Source organism: Clostridium neuense (assembly GCF_045310695.1).
GTDB classification, from domain to species: domain Bacteria; phylum Bacillota; class Clostridia; order Clostridiales; family Clostridiaceae; genus Clostridium_S; species Clostridium_S neuense.
Genome location: NZ_JBJIAA010000004.1, coordinates 273,359 through 293,565 on the forward strand (window position 1 = coordinate 273,359; position 20,207 = coordinate 293,565).

A 20,207-nucleotide genomic window follows, 5' to 3' on the forward strand; every position below is an offset into this window, starting at 1 on the left:
TGTCTTCACCCCTTTAAATAACCTTTAACTTTATCCCATATTTCTTTAAAATTTTCAAATTGAAAATACTTCTTATTTCTCTCCTCCAAAAGCTTTTGAAGACTGCTCTTTGCAAAAACTACATCAGCTATAAGAGCTGCATTTAAATCTGGCTCACTGTCCCCTGCATAAAATACAAAATCGTAACTCTCTTTTAATTTTTTTACTACCTTCCCCTTATCAATTCCGTATATATCGGAATAAAACTCATTTGTTTTATCAAGTTCAAAATGTATTCCATTAGCTTTAAATACACCTTTATTGGAATAAACCTTCACATCCTTGATACCCTTATTCTCAAACATTCTGTCTATATAATAACTTGTTCCTGCGCTTACAACAGCAAAATCTCCACCATTTGCTTTTATGTTTTCTATAAATTCCTTAGCAAATGGATCTAATGATATTTTCATTATATCTTCAAATATTTCCTCTTCATTTCTACCTATGTTTTTAAATACATAGCCTAAATAGTCAATGTCCTTAATTTTTTTATTTATCCAGTCATTATATAATTTTTTACAATCTTCTTTTAAATATTCTTCCATTATAATCTTGTAAAAGTCTTTTTCCGTAAGAGTACCATCAAAGTCTGATACAAATATAAATTTTTTCATAATTATGCTCCTCATAATCTAACCTTTTAAAGACAAACCACATTGAAACTTAAAATTTATTTGTACCAAAATGCCAGCTTCCGGGCATTATAGTGCACATGAATTTTAATAGCTTCACTATACACTTTAATATTCGCTATTTTTATTAATATTATTTATAGGTGTATAGTAAAAATATAGGTGTTCTTTTTTACAAGCCGCTCATAAGACTTCATGCACAGCATAGCCAAACCTATATAATACCTTTTTCAAGAATTCATCTACTTTGCTTGTGTATTTTTCATAACTTCATCTGTGAATTTAAATATATCCTTATAATAATCATCAGAATTTACATTTCCGTCTTTTAGCAAATACGTAATTATTTTTTCCATAATTAATACCCCAAGTCTTTACCCACTATAATTACTTTTATTCTTCCTTTTTTGCCTTGTCTTCTTATTAAAGTATACTCGTTACATATCCTATCACTGCTTTTACAATCCATGCAGTGTCCAACCTTAGTACATGGTGTTGTCTTGTTAAGTCTTTTAGCATTTACAGGTGCAGAAATTTCTCTATTCCTGTTTATAGCTTCATGTACATCCTTTACAATCTTATTGATTCCTGCAATTACAATAACTTTATCTGGTCCATAGAGCATTGCTGCAACTCTGTTACCATTTCCGTCAACATTATAAAGTTCACCATTTTCTGTCAAAGCATTTGTACTTACCAAATATGAATCTGCAAAGAAACCTTTTCTAAATATTTCCTTAATCTCATCTGGAGTAAGTCCCTCTTTATATCTATCAAGAAAATTAAATTTTCCGCTTCTTAAATAATCTATTATTCCAGTTTCAAAAAGTGTCATTGATCCTCCGACTGCAACAGTTTCTCCTTCATTTATGAACTCTTTTACTTTACTCAACACTTCTTCTTCATTTTTTACGAAATAGGCTTCCATATTGTTTTTTTCTAGGTTATCTATAGTTGTTTTAACTCTTTGTTCTATATTCCATAATACATTCTTATCCATAAAATCTCTCCTCTATTTATAGTTTCAAGTTTCAATGTGGTTTATCTTTACCAATACACATTTCATTTATAATCTCTTGTCCATAATTATATCATATTTTAGTTAATGTAAAATAAAAATCCACATATATACTTTAATGTTTTCATGTAACAATTTTTTATATATTGAATATCATAATTATTGTGAATAAAATTTTTGGAGGAATTGAATGTCAATCTATAGAGATAGTTCTGAACTTTCTAACGAACATACTGATGAAAAAGATGAATATGAAGCAAACTCCAATCCTTGCTTTTATTGTCCATTTCTAGATAATGATGAAGCACAATCTAGGCAATATCATCATCGTCCTATAAGGAGGAGGAGAAGGAGAAGAAGACCTTTTTATAATCCTTATTACTTTATGCCTTATTATTTTGATCATGACTATGACTATGATGATTATGATGACTACTATAGTGATTACTATGATGATTACTATTAAATCTATGTAATTAAATAGTTGATTTTCTTAAATCAAAAAATTCTATATCTAAATATTTTCATCCAATATTTAGATATAGAATTATTTAATAAAAACTTTATATACGTTTATGCTTAGAGATTTCACTGTGCCCATAAATAAGCTCATCATACACTACATCTTTAAACGTCAGTACAATCACAATTAAAAGCATTGTAGAACCTAATCTTAATGCAAAGCAACTTTCTCTTTCTAAAAACAGATAATTTCTATATGCTAAAAGTGAAGCCGCAACAGTCATAGGTAATATATACCACTTCTTTTTATTGAGACACACATATAATAAAGCAAATACCTCTGCTAAATAAAAATATCTATCATGCATTTTAGGCAGCAAATATGGTATTATAAGTGTTAAGACAAAGCAAATTTCTATATACTTTCTGTTTTCTAACGCATCTTTAAAGAGATATATTAAGCAAATAAACAGCAACATAACAGTAGCAGCAACTAATAATGAAGGTAAATATAATGCTTCATAATTACTACTTGTATTATCAACTAAAGAGTACAAACTCGGACTATTTGCTGAAAGAATTTTAACGTAATCTGCTTGATTAAAATAAATCATAAAAACCTCATTTAAGGGTCTTCCACACAATATATCTGGAAGCAGTTCTATAAAAAAAGTTATAGGAAACAAAATTAAATGCTTAATATTATACTCTCCTTTAAATATAAATACCAATATTATTGGCAATATGAAAATACTTTGAAGCTTAAAACAAAAAGCTGTAGAAAATAATATAATTCCAAGATACTTTTTATTATTCAAAGTATAATATAAACCCATTAAGCAAAATGAAGCATATATACTATCACATTGCCCCCACATAGCACTGTTCAGTATAACTGTTGGCAAACATAAAAATGCAAAAAATGAAATGAACGGCAAAAGTGACTTTTCTCCTGTAAATTTGGAAATCATCTTAAATACATATATAGCAATTAAATAGTCAAAAACAGTAGAAACATATTTAATTAAATATAGCGAATGCATTTTGAATTTAGATATAATAAAAAGTATATACATGTATGGCGGATTATAATTTCCAATATTCTTTCCCAAAGATTCCACTCCCGGATATTGCCTCATTTTATCTATCCAAACCTTTAAGTAATCTATATAGTCTCCAGACATGTACTTAAACATGCTTATTCTTATGTATATAGTTAATGCTAAAATAATCATAAAAATAATTTTCATACTTGTTTCTTTACATATAGTTTTATACCAATGAACTACAAAACAAAAAAGCATTAAAAATAAAATCAGTAAAGCTAATTTTCCTCGCCTTCCTAAAGAATATATTTGCATAACCTTAATTAACTCTGTTTCTCCTAATCCAAATATAAGTATTCCTATAATACTTAATAAATTTACCTTAAAAAAATTTATCAATTTATTAATTAATGCATTTACATTCATTGCTGCTATCTCCCATATTTATTTCTTCATTTATAATATATAAAGGTCTTTTTTTGCTTTCATCATATATTCTGCTTATGTATTCCCCTAATAAACACATGGCACCAAGCTGAATTCCACTAAAAAATGTAACAATCATAGTAATTGGTAGATATGTTTGTATTTTATTTTTAAATATAAATTTCATTATAATTATATATAAGAATATAAAAATTGAAATTCCAATACATGAAAAACTTAAAAAGCCAATTAATTTTAAGGGTTTAGGAGAAAATGAGATTATTCCATCCTCCGCAAATTTAATCATTTTTTTCAAAGGATATTTAGTTTTTCCTGCAAACCTCTCTTGCCTCTCGTACTCTATAGGGATTTGTCTAAAACCTATCCAACTCATCATCCCTCTTACAAATCTATTATTTTCGTTCATAGTACTAAAAACGTCGGCAACTTTTCTATCTATGAGTCTAAAATCACCTACATCCAAAGGTATATCTATACTGGTCATATTATTTAAAAATCTGTAAAAAAGCTTTGCTGTTAAAAGTTTAAATACTGATTCTCCTTTTCTTTTGACCCGCTTTCCATAAACCACCTCATATCCTTTTTCCCATAACTTAATCATCTGTGGAATTAATTCTGGCGGATCCTGTAAATCTGCATCTATTATAACAACAGCATCACCTTTAGCTTTATTTATTCCCGCAGTTACAGCTATTTGATGTCCAAAATTTCTAGAAAAACTAATTACTTTAACTTTATTATTTAACGCAGCGATATTCCTAAGAATATTTAAAGTATCATCCCTGCTTCCATCATCTACAAAAATCAATTCGTATTTTATTGAATTACGTTCCATGGTACTTTTTAATCTTTTGTAACATTCATTAGCAACATCTTCTTCATAATACATAGGCACTACAATAGATACTAGTTTATTATTCATTCTAAATTCTCCAGTCTTTATAAATTTAAGAATCACATCATAATTATTATATTATAATGTTTTTACCAAATTTAACAAAGTTGTTTCCAAAATGTTTCTAAAATACTTATTTTACTTTAAATATAAATTTTACAGAGCTTAAAATAAAAACCCGCATATAAATGCGGGTCTTTACTAAATTATTTTAAATCATTTTCGTAACTCTCAACCATTTTTTTAACCATTTGGCCGCCAACAGAACCATTTTCCCTTGAAGTAAGATCTCCGTTGTAGCCTTTTTTTAAGTTTACACCTACTTCACTAGCAGCCTCCATTTTAAATTTATCTAATCCTTCTTTAGCTTCTGGTACTAATTTTCTATTATTGCTTCTTGCCATGGTTAATTCCTCCTATGATTTTATAATATTATAAATTTAAAAACATAATTTAAATTTACAATATAAGTTTTCACAAATTGCCAGGTAAATATTCTATAAAAATTGTTACAATAGTTGAAATTGCGACACTTTTTTACATATTATTCTAAACTATCTTTTTATTATCTATATTCCTTAGATATGTGTGTAACAATATTGTAATAAAAAATATTTCTTTTGTAACCAAATACTCTATATTTAGTGATAAATTATAGTTATAGTCGTAAATTAATATATTTAATAAGGTGGTAATGTTAAATGTTAAACAATAGCATAAAAAAGCATAATGGCATAAAAAAAATCATTCCGCTGTTTATATGCATATTAGCACTAATTTCATTATTTATTTTTACACAATTATTATCATTAAATAATAAGTCAAAAATTACAAGCACACAAAAAATTAAAACCTCTACTTCAAAAATTGCTACATCACCAAGAAAGAATCCTCTAAAAGTAGATAGTTCAAAAATTAATTTAAGCGTTGCAGCTTATAATAAGACTACTAGCAATGCTTCTCAGTCACTATCTGATGCTAGAAAGCAAAACATTCCAAGCTATGGAGTAAAAGTTGAAGATGCTTTTAAAGAAGATGGTAAAAAAACTGCCTATTTAACGTTTGATGATGGCCCTTCAACTACTGTAACTCCAAAAATATTGAATACTCTAAAGATTTACAATGCACATGCAACGTTTTTTTTATTAGGACAAGTTATAGAGCAAAATCCAAATTCAAAAAACTTAGTTAAAAGAATTTTTGAAGAAGGTAATTCTATAGGAAATCATACTTATTCTCATAATCTTAAATTACTATACCCAAACAACGTGCTAAATATCAGCCAATTTATGAGTGAAGTAGATAAAACATCTAATATACTTAAAGGAATTTTAGGACAAGCATTTTCTACAAGAGTTATTAGAATGCCTGGCGGCTATATGTCTAGAGTGTATTATAAAGATCCTAATTTGCAGAGTTTTAAAAATGTTCTTGCTCAAAGAAACATGGTAAGCATTGACTGGAATGCATATGATTTTGATGCTGAGGGTAAAAGAAAAAATGCTGACGAACTTTTAGAACATGTTAAATCTACAGTAGCAAATAAAAGCAAGGTAGTTATTTTAATGCATGATACATATGGTAAAGAAGAAACAGCAAAAGCTTTACCTATGATAATAGAATATTTAAAATCAACTGGATATGAATTTAAAACACTATATTAGTATAAAAAATAAATGTTCCTAAAATTTTTTAGGAACATTTATTTTTTATACTATATTTAAAAATTATCTTTTCTTATTCTATCATAATAGTCAATTTCATGATTTTCATATTCTTTTTCAATAAGAGATGACTTCAATAAAAAATCTGCTGTAGATTGATTCATTGCAACTGGAATATCATATAATACAGAAATTCTAAGAAGAGCTTTTACATCTGGATCATGAGGCTGTGCTGTAAGAGGATCCCAGAAGAAAATCATCATATCTATTTTACCATCAACGATGCTTGCCCCTACTTGTTCATCTCCCCCCATAGGACCGCTTTTAAAACCCTTCACCTGCAATCCAGTACCTTCAGATATAAGTTTAGCAGTAGTACCTGTTCCACATAAAATATGTTTACCTAAAACATCAGCATTTGTCCTAGACCACTCAATTAATGCTTGTTTTCTATTGTCATGTGCTATTAATGCAATTGTTTTTTTCTTTCCTATTTTTTCTTTCATAACCTTACCCCCAATATTTTGCTACAATTCTTTATATATTTTAATCTTGTAATACTAACTCTTAAAATATGACATTATTATATCATATCTTTCATAATGTATGTTAAAAATAGCCACAAGTTTTTTTGCAATTCCCTTTTACAATATGAGTAAAAATAAACAACCTTGAAACTTAAAATTTATTTATATCAAAATGCCGTCCTGGACATTATGGTTCACATGAATTTCAATAGTTGATCTAGTTTCACTATATAATATTTTGCACGTCCATATTATAAATAGACAAGCCTGTGCATAGAATTAATTAGTAGTTACTTTAGTCTTTTATTTATTACTAAGAACTCACTTATTTGGCATTCTAGAAGGATAATAATCATATACGGGGTTTGGGATGTAATCCCATTATCCTTCTTTAACTTGTATTACTCTTATATATTTATTAAACCAAACCCCGCGATCTTAGTTTGTAATTACTTTGAGTTTTTATTTATTGCTTGAAGAGAGGTTCTTTTGGGTTATAGAAGGATAACGATCATATGCGGGGTTTGGGATGTAATCCCATTATCCTTCTTTAACTTGTATTACTCTTATATATTTATTAAACCAAACCCCGCGATCTTAGTTTGTAATTACTTTGAGTTTTTATTTATTGCTTGAAGAGAGGTTCTTTTGGGTTATAGAAGGATAATGGGCTCCGCCCAAACCCCGCGATCTTAGTTTGTAATTACTTTGAGTTTTTATTTATTGCTTGAAGAGAGGTTCTTTTGGGTTATAGAAGGATAATGGGCTCCGCCCAAACCCCGCGTATGATTATTGACATTTCTTTAGTTTGATGATAATATTTAATTAGTAAATGATAATTGTTTTCATTTAGGAGGTGTTGGAATGAGTTTATATGATCTAAAGTGCGGGGAAAAAGGAATCATAAAAAATATAGTAGGCGATAAAAAATTATCAAAGCGATTATTTGCTCTTGGATTTATAGAAGGTACGGAAGTAAAGTTAAAAACTGCTGCCCCTTTAGGCGACCCTATTATAATTCACATTAGAGATTTTAATATTGCTCTTAGAAAAAAGGATGCCAAAAATATATTTTTAAAGGAGGCTTGAGATGATAACAGCAGCACTTATGGGTAATCCGAATGTTGGAAAAACCACTTTATTTAATGCCCTAACCGGTTCCGATCAATACGTAGGTAATTGGGCGGGTGTAACGGTAGAAAAAAAAGAAGGTTTTCTAAATAATTCTATTGAAATAGTAGATTTACCCGGAATATATGCTATGGATACTTATTCTAACGAGGAAAAAGTTTCAAAAAACTTTTTACTAAATGAAAATGTAGATGTAATTATCAATATAGTTGATGCATCTAATTTAGATAGAAACTTATATCTTACAATGCAACTAAAAGAATTTAGAAAGCCAATAATTTTGGTTTTAAATATGATAGATGTAGCATATAAAAAAGGATTTAGCATAAACTTTGATAAACTATCCTATGAATTAAATGTAAGAGTTGTACCTATAATAGCAGCAAAAAATAAAAACATAGAGGAAATCAAAGAAATTTTATTAAACCAAGATTTTACATCCTCAAATAATGATAATGAATATCACTTTCTATCGGAAAAAGAGACTTATAAATACATTGAATCGGTTTTAAATAAATGCGTAAGCAAATCAAATAAATTTATAATCTCATATACAGAAATAATTGATAAAATACTTTTAAATAAATTTTTAGCCTATCCAGCATTTTTTATTATTATATGGCTAATTTTCAAATTTACATTTTCGTGGGTTGGTGGTCCGCTTCAAGATTTAGCTGATACACTTTTAAATGATTCACTTATTCCAAAACTGCACTTATTGTTTTCCTCCACAAGTCCATGGTTCAGTTCACTTTTAATAGATGGAATAATTGGAGGCGTTGGCTCAGTTATTGTATTTCTTCCTATAATTTTAGCTTTATTCTTTTGCATATCAATTTTAGAAGACAGCGGTTATATGGCTAGAGCTGCACTGCTTATGGATATAATAATGAGAAAAATGGGGCTATCCGGTAAAGCTTTTATTCCAATGGTAATGGGTTTTGGTTGTGGAGTACCTGCAATAATGTCTGCAAGAACGCTTGAAAGTGAAAAAGATAGAAAACTGGCTGCACTGCTTATTCCCTTTATGTCTTGCAATGCTAAACTTCCTGTATATGCTCTACTGACAGCTGCATTATTTCCAAAGCATCAAGGATTAGTTATAGGTTCATTATACTTGTTTGGAATTATAATTGCTTTTATTGTAGGAAAATCCTTTAAAAATACATTATTTAAAAAAGGTGAGGAACCATTGATAATAGAGCTTCCTGATTACAAATTTCCAGAGCTAAAAAACTTACTTTTTCACACTTGGGAGAAGGGAAAGGGATTTTTAAAAAAAGCTGGAACTATAATTTTCTCTGTTTCAGTTATAATTTGGCTTTTATCTCACTTTGGTACCAGTGGTTTTGTAGATATTAAATATAGCTTTTTAGCTGAAATAGGACATGTTCTTGTAGCATTTTTTATACCACTTGGATTTGGCACATGGCAAAATTCAGTTGCTCTTCTAAGTGGACTTGCAGCAAAGGAAGTAGTAGTAAGCACTATGGGAGTTCTATATGGTTCACATTTGCCCAATATGCTTCCAGTACTGTTCACTCCAGTTACTGCATATTCCTTTTTAGTATTTACACTTTTGTATCCACCGTGTATATCAGCACTTGGTACAGTAAAAAAAGAATATGGCTTTAATATGATGGCATTTACAATAGTTTATCAAATTTGTGTAGCATGGATAGCTGCATTTATAGTATACAATATAGGTATTTTAATATTTTAATTAATTGAGGTGATTTTAAATGATATTTGAATTAATAATAACAGCTTTAATAGTTTTATCTGCTTTGTTCATATTCATAAAAAATATGAAAAAGAGTGCAAAAGGTTCGTGCAACTGCAGTTGTTGTTCATCAAAGACAAAGTCCTGCTGCAATAAAAATTTTCAAAAGTAATAAAAAAGTGGATTATTCTATGGCACAAAGAATAATCCACTTTTTATATCATTTTTTTATAAACATTCATATACTTTACTATAAACACTTTTAGGAGATATGTAATGCTAAGACAAAACAAATACTTAAGATTTGAAGCTGTTTCCTATGCTTTAACCTATGCTCTAACCCCAAACCCTAAGTATAGGTATTTTCAACTAATAGGTGATAATGGTGGAGATTGTACTAATTTTATATCTCAATGCCTTCTAGCTGGTGGTGCTAAAATGAATTATGGAACCAGCTGGAGTTGGTGGTATAATATTAAAAATCCAAACAATGTAATGGATGATACCTGGTCTGTATCTTGGGCAGTAGCTCATTCTTTATACTACTATTTAAGAAATAATGAAGAAATAAATTCTCCTTATACCAAGGGATTAGAAATTTCAAATGTAAAAGACCTTGAATTAGGTGATTTAATTTTTTATGAGGATAATAACAAAAAAATTTTTCATTCTACAATAATAACTTCCATTATGAGCGGAGTTCCATTAGTATCTCAGCATACGCCTGAAGCTGTGAATATTTATTATAAAAACTCATGGAAAGCCCAAAAATATCATTATGTAAAGATTATTGTGTAAATAAAATAACTATGTTCTGGTTGCCGCCAATATCAAATGCATCTTAACATATAGGCTTTACTTATGTAGAACATTTAAATTATAGATAAACCGCTTCAACTATTGAAATTCATGTGCACCATAATGCCAATAAGACGGCATTTTGGTATAAATAAATTTCAAGTTTCAGAGTGGTTTATCTTTAAAAACGTTCCAAGCAAATATCCAAGGGTTATTCTAAATATCTACATACCAACTATTATAAGAAGAAAAGTTGACAACTTAGTTATATATGAAAGACATTTACCCGCGCCATCTTCATCGCCCTTTCCCATATATTGTCCTACCGCTGCAGTAGCAGCAATACAAAGGGAATTTCCGGGTATATTTATAAAATTACCTACAGACTTTGTTATAGTATTTAAGTACTCTATATAATAAATATCTATTTATCCAAAAGTTTATATAGAACTTGGGTTCCATAATCTTCCTTGTTGTCTTCTGCAAGTTTATCATATAGTGATTTAGCTAATTTTAGTCCCGGAGTTTCAAGCCCCATGTTCTCAGCTTCTGATAAGGCAATCTTCATATCTTTAATAAAATGTTTTACATAAAAACCAGGTGCAAAATCTCCCTTTATCATTCTCGGTGCTAAATTGCTTAAGGACCAGCTTCCTGCTGCACCAGTTTTTATAGTATTTAAAACTTTCTCTTCATTAAGTCCAGCTTTTTTAGCATAAACCATTGCTTCACATACTCCCATCATGTTAGAAGCTATAGCTATCTGATTGCACATTTTTGTATGCTGCCCTGAACCCGCTTCACCTTCCCAAACAATATTACTTCCCATAGTCTCAAATAGAGGTATCATCTTTTTAAATACCTCCTCTTCCCCGCCAACCATAATGCAAAGAGCTGCATTTTTAGCACCAACATCTCCTCCAGAAACCGGTGCATCAAGTGCATAAACCCCTTTTTTCTTTGCCTCCTTATATATTTTCTTTGCAAGGGATGGCTTTGAAGTCGTCATATCAATTATATATCCACCGGATTTTACATTATTTATAATTCCATTGTCACCAAAATATATATCCTCAACGTCCTTTGGATATCCAACCATAGTTATAACAATATCAGATTGCAATGCTAAATCACGTGGTGTATCCTTCCACTCTGCGCCCATTTCAATAAGTTCATCTGCTCGTGATTTTGTTCTATTATGTACAAAAACCCTATAATCATTTTTTAAAATATTTAGAGCCATACTTTTCCCCATAACACCAGTTCCTATGAATCCTACTGTAGCTTTTTCTTTGTTCATTTGCTCACTCTCCTTTTATATAATTGTAACCTTCTTAAACAACATTTTATAGATATATATCTGAAAGCTCAATCTTTACCTCTTTATTATCCATATCCATTAGTTTTCCTTTATCTTTATTGATATTTGGATCTTCATCTATGATTTTAACAGGCAGATTTATTAAAAATTCACTTCCACCTTGAAGCTTACTTTCAACTGTAATATTCCCTCCATGCATTTCTACAAAAGACTTTACTAAAGATAACCCTATACCACTTCCCTCTACATTTCTTCTAATAGAATCATCTACTTGTATAAATACATCAAATATTTTCTCTAACATATCTTCTGGAATACCTGAGCCATTGTCCTTTACCGATATAATTACAAATTTTTCATTATCGTGAATACTAACTTTTATGTTTCCACCCATATCAGTAAATTTAATTGCATTAGATAGTAAATTAAGCATTATTCTTTCAATTTTTTCAGAATCATATGCCATAATTTTTTCTTCAACATCTGTATCAAAAATAACTTTAATATCCTTCAACTTTGCATACTCTACAACAGACATGGTAATATCTTCAATAGTATTTACTATATTACCATTTTTCTCTTCAAGCTTATAAAACCCAAGCCCGATTTTATTAATATCAATATAATTGTTAATAAGCCTTATAAGTCTATAACAGTTTTGTTTCATCACTCCAGAATATTTAAGAAACAAATCCATTTTATTTGACTTTTCGTCACTGGTATACATATTTTCAAGCAATTGAATAGCGCTATATATTATATTTATTGGTGTCTTTAATTCGTGTGAAATCGTTGAAAATAATCTTGTTTTAAGAGCATTATATTCATTTGCTTCCTTTAAAAGAGTGTCTCTTTGTAAAATTTCATTTTTTAGTCTTTTAGACATCTGCCTCAATTGCAATTCTTCATATCCTATTTTAGATAAAAAGTTTGCAAACATAAATAATAAATCAACAGCAGCCTTAACACTTTTATTATCAATTATTTTAACTTCTTCAGCTGCCTTAAAAAATCCATTTCCATCTATGCCTAGTTTTCTAGCCTTTTCTTCCAAATCTGATTTTTCAAACTTGTGCTCTAAGATTTGTCCGCCTAAAATTGTACCTATTTGTTTTCCGTCAATCAATATGGGTGCTGCAAAATCAATAAGTCCTGCATGACACTTATATATGCATGGTTTGCCCATTTCAGTTGCTCTCTCTCCTCCATATTTATGTGCATTAGCACATTCTTTATCGCCTTTATTTGTTGAATGAATAAAATATTCACAAAACTTAGTATATGCAGTTGGTTTTGTCACTGGCACTCCATTTCTATCTACGGTTACACATGCCATATTCATGCTTTCGGCAAAATTATCTTGAAATTTTTGAAGCAGGCTAATATCTATTATATCCTTAATTTCAATAGAATCAACATCAATATCCTGTTCGATATTTTCCATACTATTTCCTCCAATACTTAATTACATAAAAGTTTTAAAAAACTAATTTACAACTTTCAATGTAAATATTCGATATAATATTCAAAAATCCTGTAGCAAAGAATAAATTATATATTTACAGCCTTAAGTTTCAAGATGGTTTATCTTTAGTGATATCATTTAAAACTATAGCTATGTTTTATAAGTATTAATGTTAAATATTCATTTTCATATGTTTTGTTGTTAATTTTTATATGTTTTTATAACAATTAATAAATAAATACATTTTAATTTTGATATATTGCAAATTTTTATTGCATTTTTTATAAAAGTGGTAATATATATTTTATAGTAGTAATTATAAATTTTGTAAATTATATAGTAATTAATCCTTAATTTCATAAATAAACCACCAAAAATTAATAAAATATTTAAAAAAGGGGCGTGACATTATGTCAGAAAACACAGAACTCAAAAAAACATTAAATTTAACAGGTGTTACAATGAATGCTATGGCTTTAATAGCTCCAGGAGCATTCTTGTGGCTTACCTTTCAAATGCAAGCAGCTCAAGTAAACAGCTCAGGTAAAACTACAGCTATGGATATATTTTCAGGACTTGTTTTAGCACTTATTTTAGCATTTTTAACTGCTATTTCTTATTCTAAGCTTTCAGAATTATATCCTGAAGCTGGAACTGGAAGTTCTTACTACTTTGCTGGTCGTGCTCTTAGAAACGATCCTTCAAAACTATCCTACTTGTCAAGAATTGGTAAATATATTATAGGATGGTTTGCTCATATATACTATTGGGTTTACCCAGGTGTATTAGTTGCAATGATGGCTACCTTGATAACTTATATTTTCAGTGAGTTTGGAATAAATATTCCAGTTGCCGGTCAGGCTTTAATAGCAGTTATATTTGCTGGATTAACTGGAGCAGTTGCATATAGAGGTATAAATGGTTCAACTTTATCCAGCATAGTAATTAATGTTATTCAAATTGTTACACTTGTGTTCACTACTATACTTGCAATTATATATAGAGTAATTAATCCACAGCATGTTGAATTTATCCATAAAAGTTTCTCTTCTGTAATAATGCCTCATAATCTTTCAAATATATTATTTCAAGCAACTATTTCAATGCTACTTTTAGTTGGTTTTGAATCGGCTACAGCGCTTGCTGGTGAAGCAAAGTCTCCAAAGCATGTAAGTAGAGGAGTAATTTTATCCCTTGTAATTCAAGGACTAATATTTTATATATTTGAATACAGTGGTGCAATTGCATGGTTAAACACTTCATATAAGATAGGAAATAAAACTGGAATTGATGCAGCTGCAGCATCAAGCGCACCAATTGGAGATATGGTTAAAATTGCAGGTAATGCACTTTTAAATAATTCTGGCTTTGTGCTCATGATAATAGTCGCAATTTCAGTCGCTATAGCAGTATTTGGAAGTACTCTTGCTTGTATGAATACTGGCGTAAGAATAACTTATGCTATGGCAAAGGATAATGAGGTTCCATCAGTTATGGGAGCACTGCATCCAAAGTATTCAACACCACGTGCTGCAGTATGGATAATCACTATAGTATCAGCTGTTATAGGAGCTATTGGCGCTATTTCAGTAACAAATTTAACTGCTGTCACATTAATATCAAATATAGGAACATTTATTTTATATGGAATGACAAATTTAGTAGCATTAGTAGCATTTGCCCACAGTAAAAAACGTAATTTCTTAACTAATATTATAATTCCAATACTTGGTTTCATATCAAATATAGGCATGCTTATTGCAATTTTCTATTTAGGTATTTCAGGTGGTGGCTCTACTCAAGTATCTGCTATAGCGGCAATTATAGCAACAATTGTATGGTTAGCTATTGGAGCAATTTATTTTGTTCTTAATAGTAGAAAGCAAGGTCGTTCTATTATTGTAACTGAATAATTTGTTTTAAAGGATACTCTTTAAATGCCTTTACAAGAGTATCTCTTTGCTTTTATACTGGAGGTGATATAATGCATAATTTGATTATGAAATCAAAAAGAGATATAAATTCAGACCCTTTCCTAGTACAAAGTTGTACTGATATGGGAAAGGTTAGGGATAATAATGAGGATTATCATAAATACCATATACCAAATGATAAGTCCATACTTCGCGATTTAGGAAGCCTTTTTATTATTTCTGACGGTGTTGGTGGAAACTCGGCCGGTGAAGTTGCAAGCGCAGAAGCGGTAAATGTACTCCTTCAAGAATATTATTTTGGCATGCATTCATCAAAAGTACCAGATCGCTTAAAAAGTGCTTTTCAAAATACAGCTATGCATGTATATGATCTTGCAAGTAGTAACACTTCTATGAGAAATATGAAGTGCACCTTAAGCGCATTGCTAATAAAACAAGATAAATTTTTTATTAGCCATATAGGTGATTCAAAAATTTTTTTACTTCGTTCTAATAAAATGCTGCAATTAACAAAAGATCACAGCCTTGTTGGAAAATTGTTAAGGCTAGGACTTATTTCAGCAGAAGAAGCAAGAGTTCATCCTAATCGTCATATTATTCTTAAAGCTCTAGGTGATCAACCAATAATGCCCGCAGATTTCTATTCAGGACGCATTATGGTTAACGATATATTTTGTTTAATAACAGACGGTATATTAGAACATTTAACTTTAGATGAATTAAAAACATTTCTAACTAAAGATATCTCTAATGTTGGTTTAAAGAAAATAATTAATGAGAGTAATAATCGAGGCGGTTATGACAATATGACAATTATGACAGTAAAGGTAAAAAATATAAAATAAATATCGACTTTGAATTTTTTATTTGATATAGTATATAAAAAGGTGGTGTTTGATATGACAAAAGTAGAATGTATTTTACGTCCAAATAAAATAAAAGAAGTAAAGGATGCTCTCGGCAGCATTGGTATAAAGGGGCTAACTGTAACAGAAGCCGTTGGCTGTGGATTACAAAAAGGGCATATTGATATGGAACTTGAAGCCTGGGATAATGAATTGAGTATTACACTTTTGCCCAAAACCAAGCTTGAAATGGTGGTTACAGACGATGTAGTGGACAAAGTCATTGATACTATTATAAAAGCAGCAAGAACAGGTCAAGTTGGTGATGGCAAAATATTTACCTACCATGTAAACAACGCCATCCGAATCCGCACCGGAGAAACTGGGGAAAAAGCAGTGTAGTCATATCTAAGGTGGACACTAGTCCATATGAATTTAAATATGATTTACACCCTCTCTCTATATACAAGGTTTTTATGCCCGACTTATGTCTGATTTCTTAAATTTAAACAGACAGTGTCAAAATATAAGGGGGTGCTATATATGATACCTGAGACAGGTACTGTATTTGACGAAAGATATAAAATTATAAAGTTATTAGGTAAAGGCGGATTTGCTAGCACCTATTTATGTGATGATTTAAAAACAAATGAAAAGGTTGTTCTTAAATTTCCAGACATAACACAATTAGGTGATCCTGCAGTATATGAAAGATTTAAAAGAGAGATTTCTATTGGCAAAATCATGACACATCCTGATTTGCCAGTTGCTATTGCATATTCCGAAGGTAATCCCCCCTATTTAGTAATAAATTATGTTGATGGTAAATCATTGGACTTAATAATAAAAGAAAAAGGTCGTTTTGAAGTTAATGAAGCAATAAAATTAATTTCCAATCTATTAGAAGCATTGCAGTGCTGTCATGAGCATGGTGTTTTTCATAGAGACATAAAACCAGAAAATTTAATGCTTGGTTCTGATGGTCATTTAAAAATAATTGATTTTGGAATTGCTAGTATTAAAGGTGCCCCTAGAGTAACTTACAGAGGTTTTTCCGGCCTTATGGGTACACCGGAATACATGTCTCCAGAACAAATCAAAGGTGAACGCGGAGGTGCTAAAAGCGATATATACGCAGTTGGATGTGTTATGTATCACATGCTAGCAGGAAATCCTCCATTTACTGGTGATAATCCCTTAACTACAATGTATCAGCATATGACATCAGATATTAAACCATTAACAAGCATTAGAAATGATGTTAAACCAGAATTATGGGCAGTAATAAAAAGATCTTTGCGAAGACGTAAAGAGGAAAGATATAATTCTGCTGCTGAAATGATAAGTGACCTAAAAAATCCAGATAAAGTTGACTTAAGCTGGATTGATAAAAATGATCCCCCTTTAGCTTCAGTTGTATCCACAAAAAAAACAAGCTGGATTGCTATCATAGCAGCTATATTAGCTGTAATTGCCATTATAATAGTAATAATAATTTATAAAAAATAAACTAAACCCGTAAATACACTAAAAGATTTACTAATGATATTTATGGGTTTAGTTTAAAACAAAAATACAGGTCATTACAACCTGCATTTTTACTAATGTCCTCTTTTTTTATCTTTTTTCTTCTGCTGCTTTAATTGGAATTTTAATTTCTCTTCTTCTTCTCTCTTTGCTTTAGCTATTTCTTTTCTTTGCTTTTTACTGCTTTCATACTCCAATTTTAATGCATTCTGCGATTTAGTTCCTACACCACAATTTTGGATTTGCTTTTTTATCTCTCTTTGAAGTCTTTTAGGATTAATTCTTTTATTGCCAGTATTAACTTCTTTAACAGGAGAACTAAATTTAATTGAATTATAATGCTTTAGTATAAATTCATATACCTCTGCATCCTTTGGCTCCTTGCCAAATACTATTCTGGCTACTTCTAAACTATTTCCAAAGTTTTTTTCAAATATGCCCACCCAAAATGGGTTTTCGTAAAATACATTTAAAGTAATATTCATTTTTATTCCCTCGCTTATTTTCAATTTCAAGAGAATGGACAACCTCGAGGGCAGGTTACTGACATACATAATGTGTTTGGACTACCAACCAAACTGTGTTTTTATCTCTTAATTCATATTATATATTAAAGTTTTGCTTTAAACAATCATTCTCAAAACAGCCATAGACACAACTCCAACAATTACAGTAAGTAACAAATTATTTTTTTTAACAGCTGTAATACATGTTATAGCAGCTGCAATTAAAACCGGCACATTTATTGAAAACTCATTATTTGATATTACTAAGGAAGAAAGCACAAGTGCAGTTAAAATTGAAATTGGAATGTACTTTAAAAACATTTCAACTTTTTTATTGAGCTTCATTTTAGAAATCAACATTACCGGGAGAACCCTTGGTAAAATGGTAACTATAGCTCCACCAATTATTATGTACCAAACACGCATACTCATTTTTTAACAACACCTCCTATAAAAGCTCCAAGCACTGCTGATATTACTATTGCTGTATTTGCAGAAAAAAATTTTACAGCTACAATAAATATAATTGCTGAGAAAGCTACTACAATAGCTGATTTTTTAACTTCAGAATTATCCTTTAGACTAGACACTAAAAGTCCTATAAACATTGCTGGAAGTGCAAAATCTAATCCAAATTTCTTATAGTCATATATTAAACTACTAAAACATGCTCCAACAAATGTTGCAGCAATCCAATTTAAATATGCAGTTACATTTACCCCAATCATCCATTTATAGCTTATATTGCTTTTATTATTGCCTTCAGATGATGCAAGTGCAAAAGTTTCATCCGTCATAAGCATGCCTACTGTAAAATTCTTTTTAAGAGAATTATCTTTAAAATAAGGTGCTATTGCTGCACTCATAAGAAGATGTCTTAAATTAACTAAAAATACAGTCAAAATTGTTTGCGTAATAGATGCTGATGAAAGGATCATACTTGCTGCAATAAATTGTGCAGAACCTGCATATATAAAGGTACTCATAGCTACAGTTTCTAGCACAGTCATACCACAGGATTTGCTTACCACCCCACAAGCAAATCCAATACTTAAATACCCAAACAAAGTTGGTATGCAATCTTTAACTCCTTTAAGAAATTCATTACTATTTACATGAATTCTTTGTTCCTCAAGCATAAATTTGCCCCCTTTTAAAATTACATTTATATATTATAAATTGCCTTTTTACTTAAAATCACCTTCTGAGAAATCTTTCCCCAATTGTTTCTCTTTTTTGTTTTCAGGCAAATTTACCCCTATTACTCCTATTAAAATGAGTATTGAACCTATAACATGATAATAATAAAATTTTTCATTTAAAAATATAACCCCTGCTAAAATTGATACTATAGTAGATATATTAGAAAATACAGACGTTGTCGATGCCTCTAGCTTAGATAAACTAAAATTAATTAAGAAATAAGCACAAATAGAAGATATTATTCCTAAGTAAACTATAGATTCAATGAATACTTTGCTTAAAAGTGGAGTAAAATACTCTTGCAGATTTCCATTAAAAGCATGCATAGCAATTGAGATTAAATTAAAGCTTAAAGCTCCAAAACCCATCATGAAATAAGTTATTTCAACTGGTGTAAATGTTCTAGATACTTTTCTTGAAATTATATTAAAAAAGCCTGCTGAAATAACAGCACCCATCAATAAAAGTATACCAGTTACCGAACTGCTGGATGCATTTGAATTGTCCATTACCACTATAAGCACAACACCTGAAACAGATATAATTATATAAATGAGCCTCTTTATAGAAGGAATTTCCTTCAAAAAATACGCTGCAAGTATAGTTACTGCTATAGGTATTAAGGCTATCATAAGCCCACTAATGGATGAGGATGTGTTTTTGACGCCATAGGTTTCAAATATAAAATACATTACCGGTTCAAAAAAGGCCAGTATACCTAACCATTTTATTGGCTTATTTTTGAAGCCAACCTTAATCAATTTAACCTTTATGAGTACAGTCATAACTGAAAAGGCTGTAAAAAATCTAAAGGCAACAAGCTCTATAGGCGCACTTACCCTTAAAGCTCTTTTAGTAAATAAAAAACTTAATCCAAATATAACTGAAGATACTACAGCAGTTACATATGGAAGCACTTTCGGCTGTCTTTCTAGCATTATATCCCCCCTATCCAAACCAATTAATATACTATCATAAAATATTACAAAAGAGTAGTTAGATTTATATTTTTTTATTTTAC

Annotated in this window: 23 protein-coding genes; 10 read left to right on the plus strand and 13 right to left on the minus strand. The window is 29.9% G+C overall.

From position 1 onward, the window contains the following. Positions 1-5: 5 nt before the first annotated feature. Together ACJDT4_RS06440 and ACJDT4_RS06445 are read right to left on the minus strand one after the other, a co-directional pair. Positions 6-656: an MtnX-like HAD-IB family phosphatase gene (locus ACJDT4_RS06440; RefSeq protein WP_406786720.1), complete on the minus strand. Its 651-nt coding sequence runs from the start codon at positions 654-656 to the stop codon at positions 6-8. 376 nt (positions 657-1,032) lie between these two features. Next, entirely contained in the window at positions 1,033-1,674 is a 642-nt protein-coding gene (locus ACJDT4_RS06445; RefSeq protein ID WP_406786721.1) for a lactate utilization protein, read from the minus strand. Between the two features lie 208 nt (positions 1,675-1,882). Between ACJDT4_RS06445 and ACJDT4_RS06450 the strand changes: the two genes are divergently transcribed. Further along, positions 1,883-2,158 carry a hypothetical protein gene (locus ACJDT4_RS06450; RefSeq protein WP_406786722.1) on the plus strand — a complete coding sequence of 92 codons (276 nt, stop codon included), beginning with the start codon at positions 1,883-1,885 and terminating at the stop codon, positions 2,156-2,158. A 97-nt stretch (positions 2,159-2,255) separates the two neighbouring features. Here ACJDT4_RS06450 and ACJDT4_RS06455 read toward each other — a convergent pair whose 3' ends face one another. The 3 genes from ACJDT4_RS06455 to ACJDT4_RS06465 form a co-directional block, all read right to left on the minus strand. Continuing rightward, the gene (locus tag ACJDT4_RS06455) at positions 2,256-3,626 is read right to left on the minus strand and encodes a hypothetical protein (RefSeq protein ID WP_406786723.1); all 1,371 of its coding nucleotides are present in this window, start codon (positions 3,624-3,626) and stop codon (positions 2,256-2,258) included. After that, positions 3,604-4,569: a glycosyltransferase family 2 protein gene (locus ACJDT4_RS06460; RefSeq protein ID WP_406786724.1), complete on the minus strand. Its 966-nt coding sequence runs from the start codon at positions 4,567-4,569 to the stop codon at positions 3,604-3,606. The genes ACJDT4_RS06455 and ACJDT4_RS06460 overlap by 23 nt, the downstream gene beginning before the upstream one ends. A gap of 179 nt (positions 4,570-4,748) precedes the next feature. Next, complete coding sequence (locus ACJDT4_RS06465) at positions 4,749-4,946, minus strand: alpha/beta-type small acid-soluble spore protein (protein WP_406786725.1); 198 nt, start codon at positions 4,944-4,946, stop codon at positions 4,749-4,751. A 297-nt stretch (positions 4,947-5,243) separates the two neighbouring features. Between ACJDT4_RS06465 and ACJDT4_RS06470 the strand changes: the two genes are divergently transcribed. Continuing rightward, positions 5,244-6,206, plus strand: coding sequence for a polysaccharide deacetylase family protein (locus ACJDT4_RS06470; RefSeq protein WP_406786726.1), 963 nt, complete (start codon positions 5,244-5,246; stop codon positions 6,204-6,206). Between the two features lie 56 nt (positions 6,207-6,262). Here ACJDT4_RS06470 and ACJDT4_RS06475 read toward each other — a convergent pair whose 3' ends face one another. Then, the gene (locus ACJDT4_RS06475; protein ID WP_406786727.1) at positions 6,263-6,712 is read right to left on the minus strand and encodes a methylglyoxal synthase; all 450 of its coding nucleotides are present in this window, start codon (positions 6,710-6,712) and stop codon (positions 6,263-6,265) included. A gap of 885 nt (positions 6,713-7,597) precedes the next feature. Between ACJDT4_RS06475 and ACJDT4_RS06480 the strand changes: the two genes are divergently transcribed. The 4 genes from ACJDT4_RS06480 (at position 7,598) to ACJDT4_RS06495 (ending at position 10,385) form a co-directional block, all read left to right on the plus strand. Next, positions 7,598-7,822, plus strand: a complete 225-nt coding sequence (locus tag ACJDT4_RS06480) for a FeoA family protein (RefSeq protein WP_406786728.1) — start codon at positions 7,598-7,600, stop codon at positions 7,820-7,822. A 1-nt stretch (position 7,823) separates the two neighbouring features. After that, positions 7,824-9,587 carry a ferrous iron transport protein B gene (gene feoB / locus ACJDT4_RS06485; RefSeq protein ID WP_406786729.1) on the plus strand — a complete coding sequence of 588 codons (1,764 nt, stop codon included), beginning with the start codon at positions 7,824-7,826 and terminating at the stop codon, positions 9,585-9,587. 19 nt (positions 9,588-9,606) lie between these two features. Continuing rightward, positions 9,607-9,759 carry a FeoB-associated Cys-rich membrane protein gene (locus ACJDT4_RS06490; protein WP_406786730.1) on the plus strand — a complete coding sequence of 51 codons (153 nt, stop codon included), beginning with the start codon at positions 9,607-9,609 and terminating at the stop codon, positions 9,757-9,759. Between the two features lie 104 nt (positions 9,760-9,863). Then, positions 9,864-10,385, plus strand: coding sequence for an amidase domain-containing protein (locus tag ACJDT4_RS06495; RefSeq protein ID WP_406786731.1), 522 nt, complete (start codon positions 9,864-9,866; stop codon positions 10,383-10,385). A gap of 224 nt (positions 10,386-10,609) precedes the next feature. Here the strand turns inward: ACJDT4_RS06495 and ACJDT4_RS06500 are convergent, their stop codons facing one another. Genes ACJDT4_RS06500 through ACJDT4_RS06510 form a run of 3 tightly spaced genes read right to left on the minus strand, consistent with a single transcriptional unit; the run spans position 10,610 to position 13,150 of the window. After that, a complete protein-coding gene (locus ACJDT4_RS06500; protein ID WP_406786759.1) occupies positions 10,610-10,813 on the minus strand; it encodes an MATE family efflux transporter in 204 nt (67 codons plus the stop codon). After that, positions 10,810-11,685, minus strand: a complete 876-nt coding sequence (locus ACJDT4_RS06505) for an NAD(P)-dependent oxidoreductase (protein ID WP_406786732.1) — start codon at positions 11,683-11,685, stop codon at positions 10,810-10,812. The genes ACJDT4_RS06500 and ACJDT4_RS06505 overlap by 4 nt, the downstream gene beginning before the upstream one ends. 46 nt (positions 11,686-11,731) lie before the next feature. Continuing rightward, positions 11,732-13,150: a sensor histidine kinase gene (locus tag ACJDT4_RS06510; protein WP_406786733.1), complete on the minus strand. Its 1,419-nt coding sequence runs from the start codon at positions 13,148-13,150 to the stop codon at positions 11,732-11,734. 431 nt (positions 13,151-13,581) lie between these two features. Here ACJDT4_RS06510 and ACJDT4_RS06515 point away from each other — a divergent pair, with 431 nt between their 5' ends. From ACJDT4_RS06515 to ACJDT4_RS06530, 4 genes are all read left to right on the plus strand, one after another. After that, positions 13,582-15,084, plus strand: coding sequence for an APC family permease (locus ACJDT4_RS06515; protein WP_406786734.1), 1,503 nt, complete (start codon positions 13,582-13,584; stop codon positions 15,082-15,084). A 71-nt stretch (positions 15,085-15,155) separates the two neighbouring features. Next, positions 15,156-15,950 carry a PP2C family protein-serine/threonine phosphatase gene (locus ACJDT4_RS06520; protein WP_406786735.1) on the plus strand — a complete coding sequence of 265 codons (795 nt, stop codon included), beginning with the start codon at positions 15,156-15,158 and terminating at the stop codon, positions 15,948-15,950. Positions 15,951-15,959: 9 nt separating this feature from the next. Continuing rightward, positions 15,960-16,352, plus strand: a complete 393-nt coding sequence (locus ACJDT4_RS06525) for a P-II family nitrogen regulator (protein WP_406786736.1) — start codon at positions 15,960-15,962, stop codon at positions 16,350-16,352. A 141-nt stretch (positions 16,353-16,493) separates the two neighbouring features. Further along, complete coding sequence (locus ACJDT4_RS06530) at positions 16,494-17,459, plus strand: serine/threonine-protein kinase (protein ID WP_406786737.1); 966 nt, start codon at positions 16,494-16,496, stop codon at positions 17,457-17,459. Between the two features lie 92 nt (positions 17,460-17,551). Here the strand turns inward: ACJDT4_RS06530 and ACJDT4_RS06535 are convergent, their stop codons facing one another. The 4 genes from ACJDT4_RS06535 to ACJDT4_RS06550 all read right to left on the minus strand — a co-directional run bounded on the left by ACJDT4_RS06535 (position 17,552) and on the right by ACJDT4_RS06550 (position 20,124). Continuing rightward, entirely contained in the window at positions 17,552-17,962 is a 411-nt protein-coding gene (locus tag ACJDT4_RS06535; RefSeq protein WP_406786738.1) for a YjdF family protein, read from the minus strand. A 138-nt stretch (positions 17,963-18,100) separates the two neighbouring features. Further along, complete coding sequence (locus ACJDT4_RS06540; RefSeq protein ID WP_406786739.1) at positions 18,101-18,415, minus strand: AzlD domain-containing protein; 315 nt, start codon at positions 18,413-18,415, stop codon at positions 18,101-18,103. Beyond that, positions 18,412-19,122 carry an AzlC family ABC transporter permease gene (locus ACJDT4_RS06545; RefSeq protein WP_406786740.1) on the minus strand — a complete coding sequence of 237 codons (711 nt, stop codon included), beginning with the start codon at positions 19,120-19,122 and terminating at the stop codon, positions 18,412-18,414. The genes ACJDT4_RS06540 and ACJDT4_RS06545 overlap by 4 nt, the downstream gene beginning before the upstream one ends. A 48-nt stretch (positions 19,123-19,170) precedes the next feature. Next, complete coding sequence (locus ACJDT4_RS06550; protein WP_406786741.1) at positions 19,171-20,124, minus strand: DMT family transporter; 954 nt, start codon at positions 20,122-20,124, stop codon at positions 19,171-19,173. Positions 20,125-20,207: the final 83 nt, after the last annotated feature.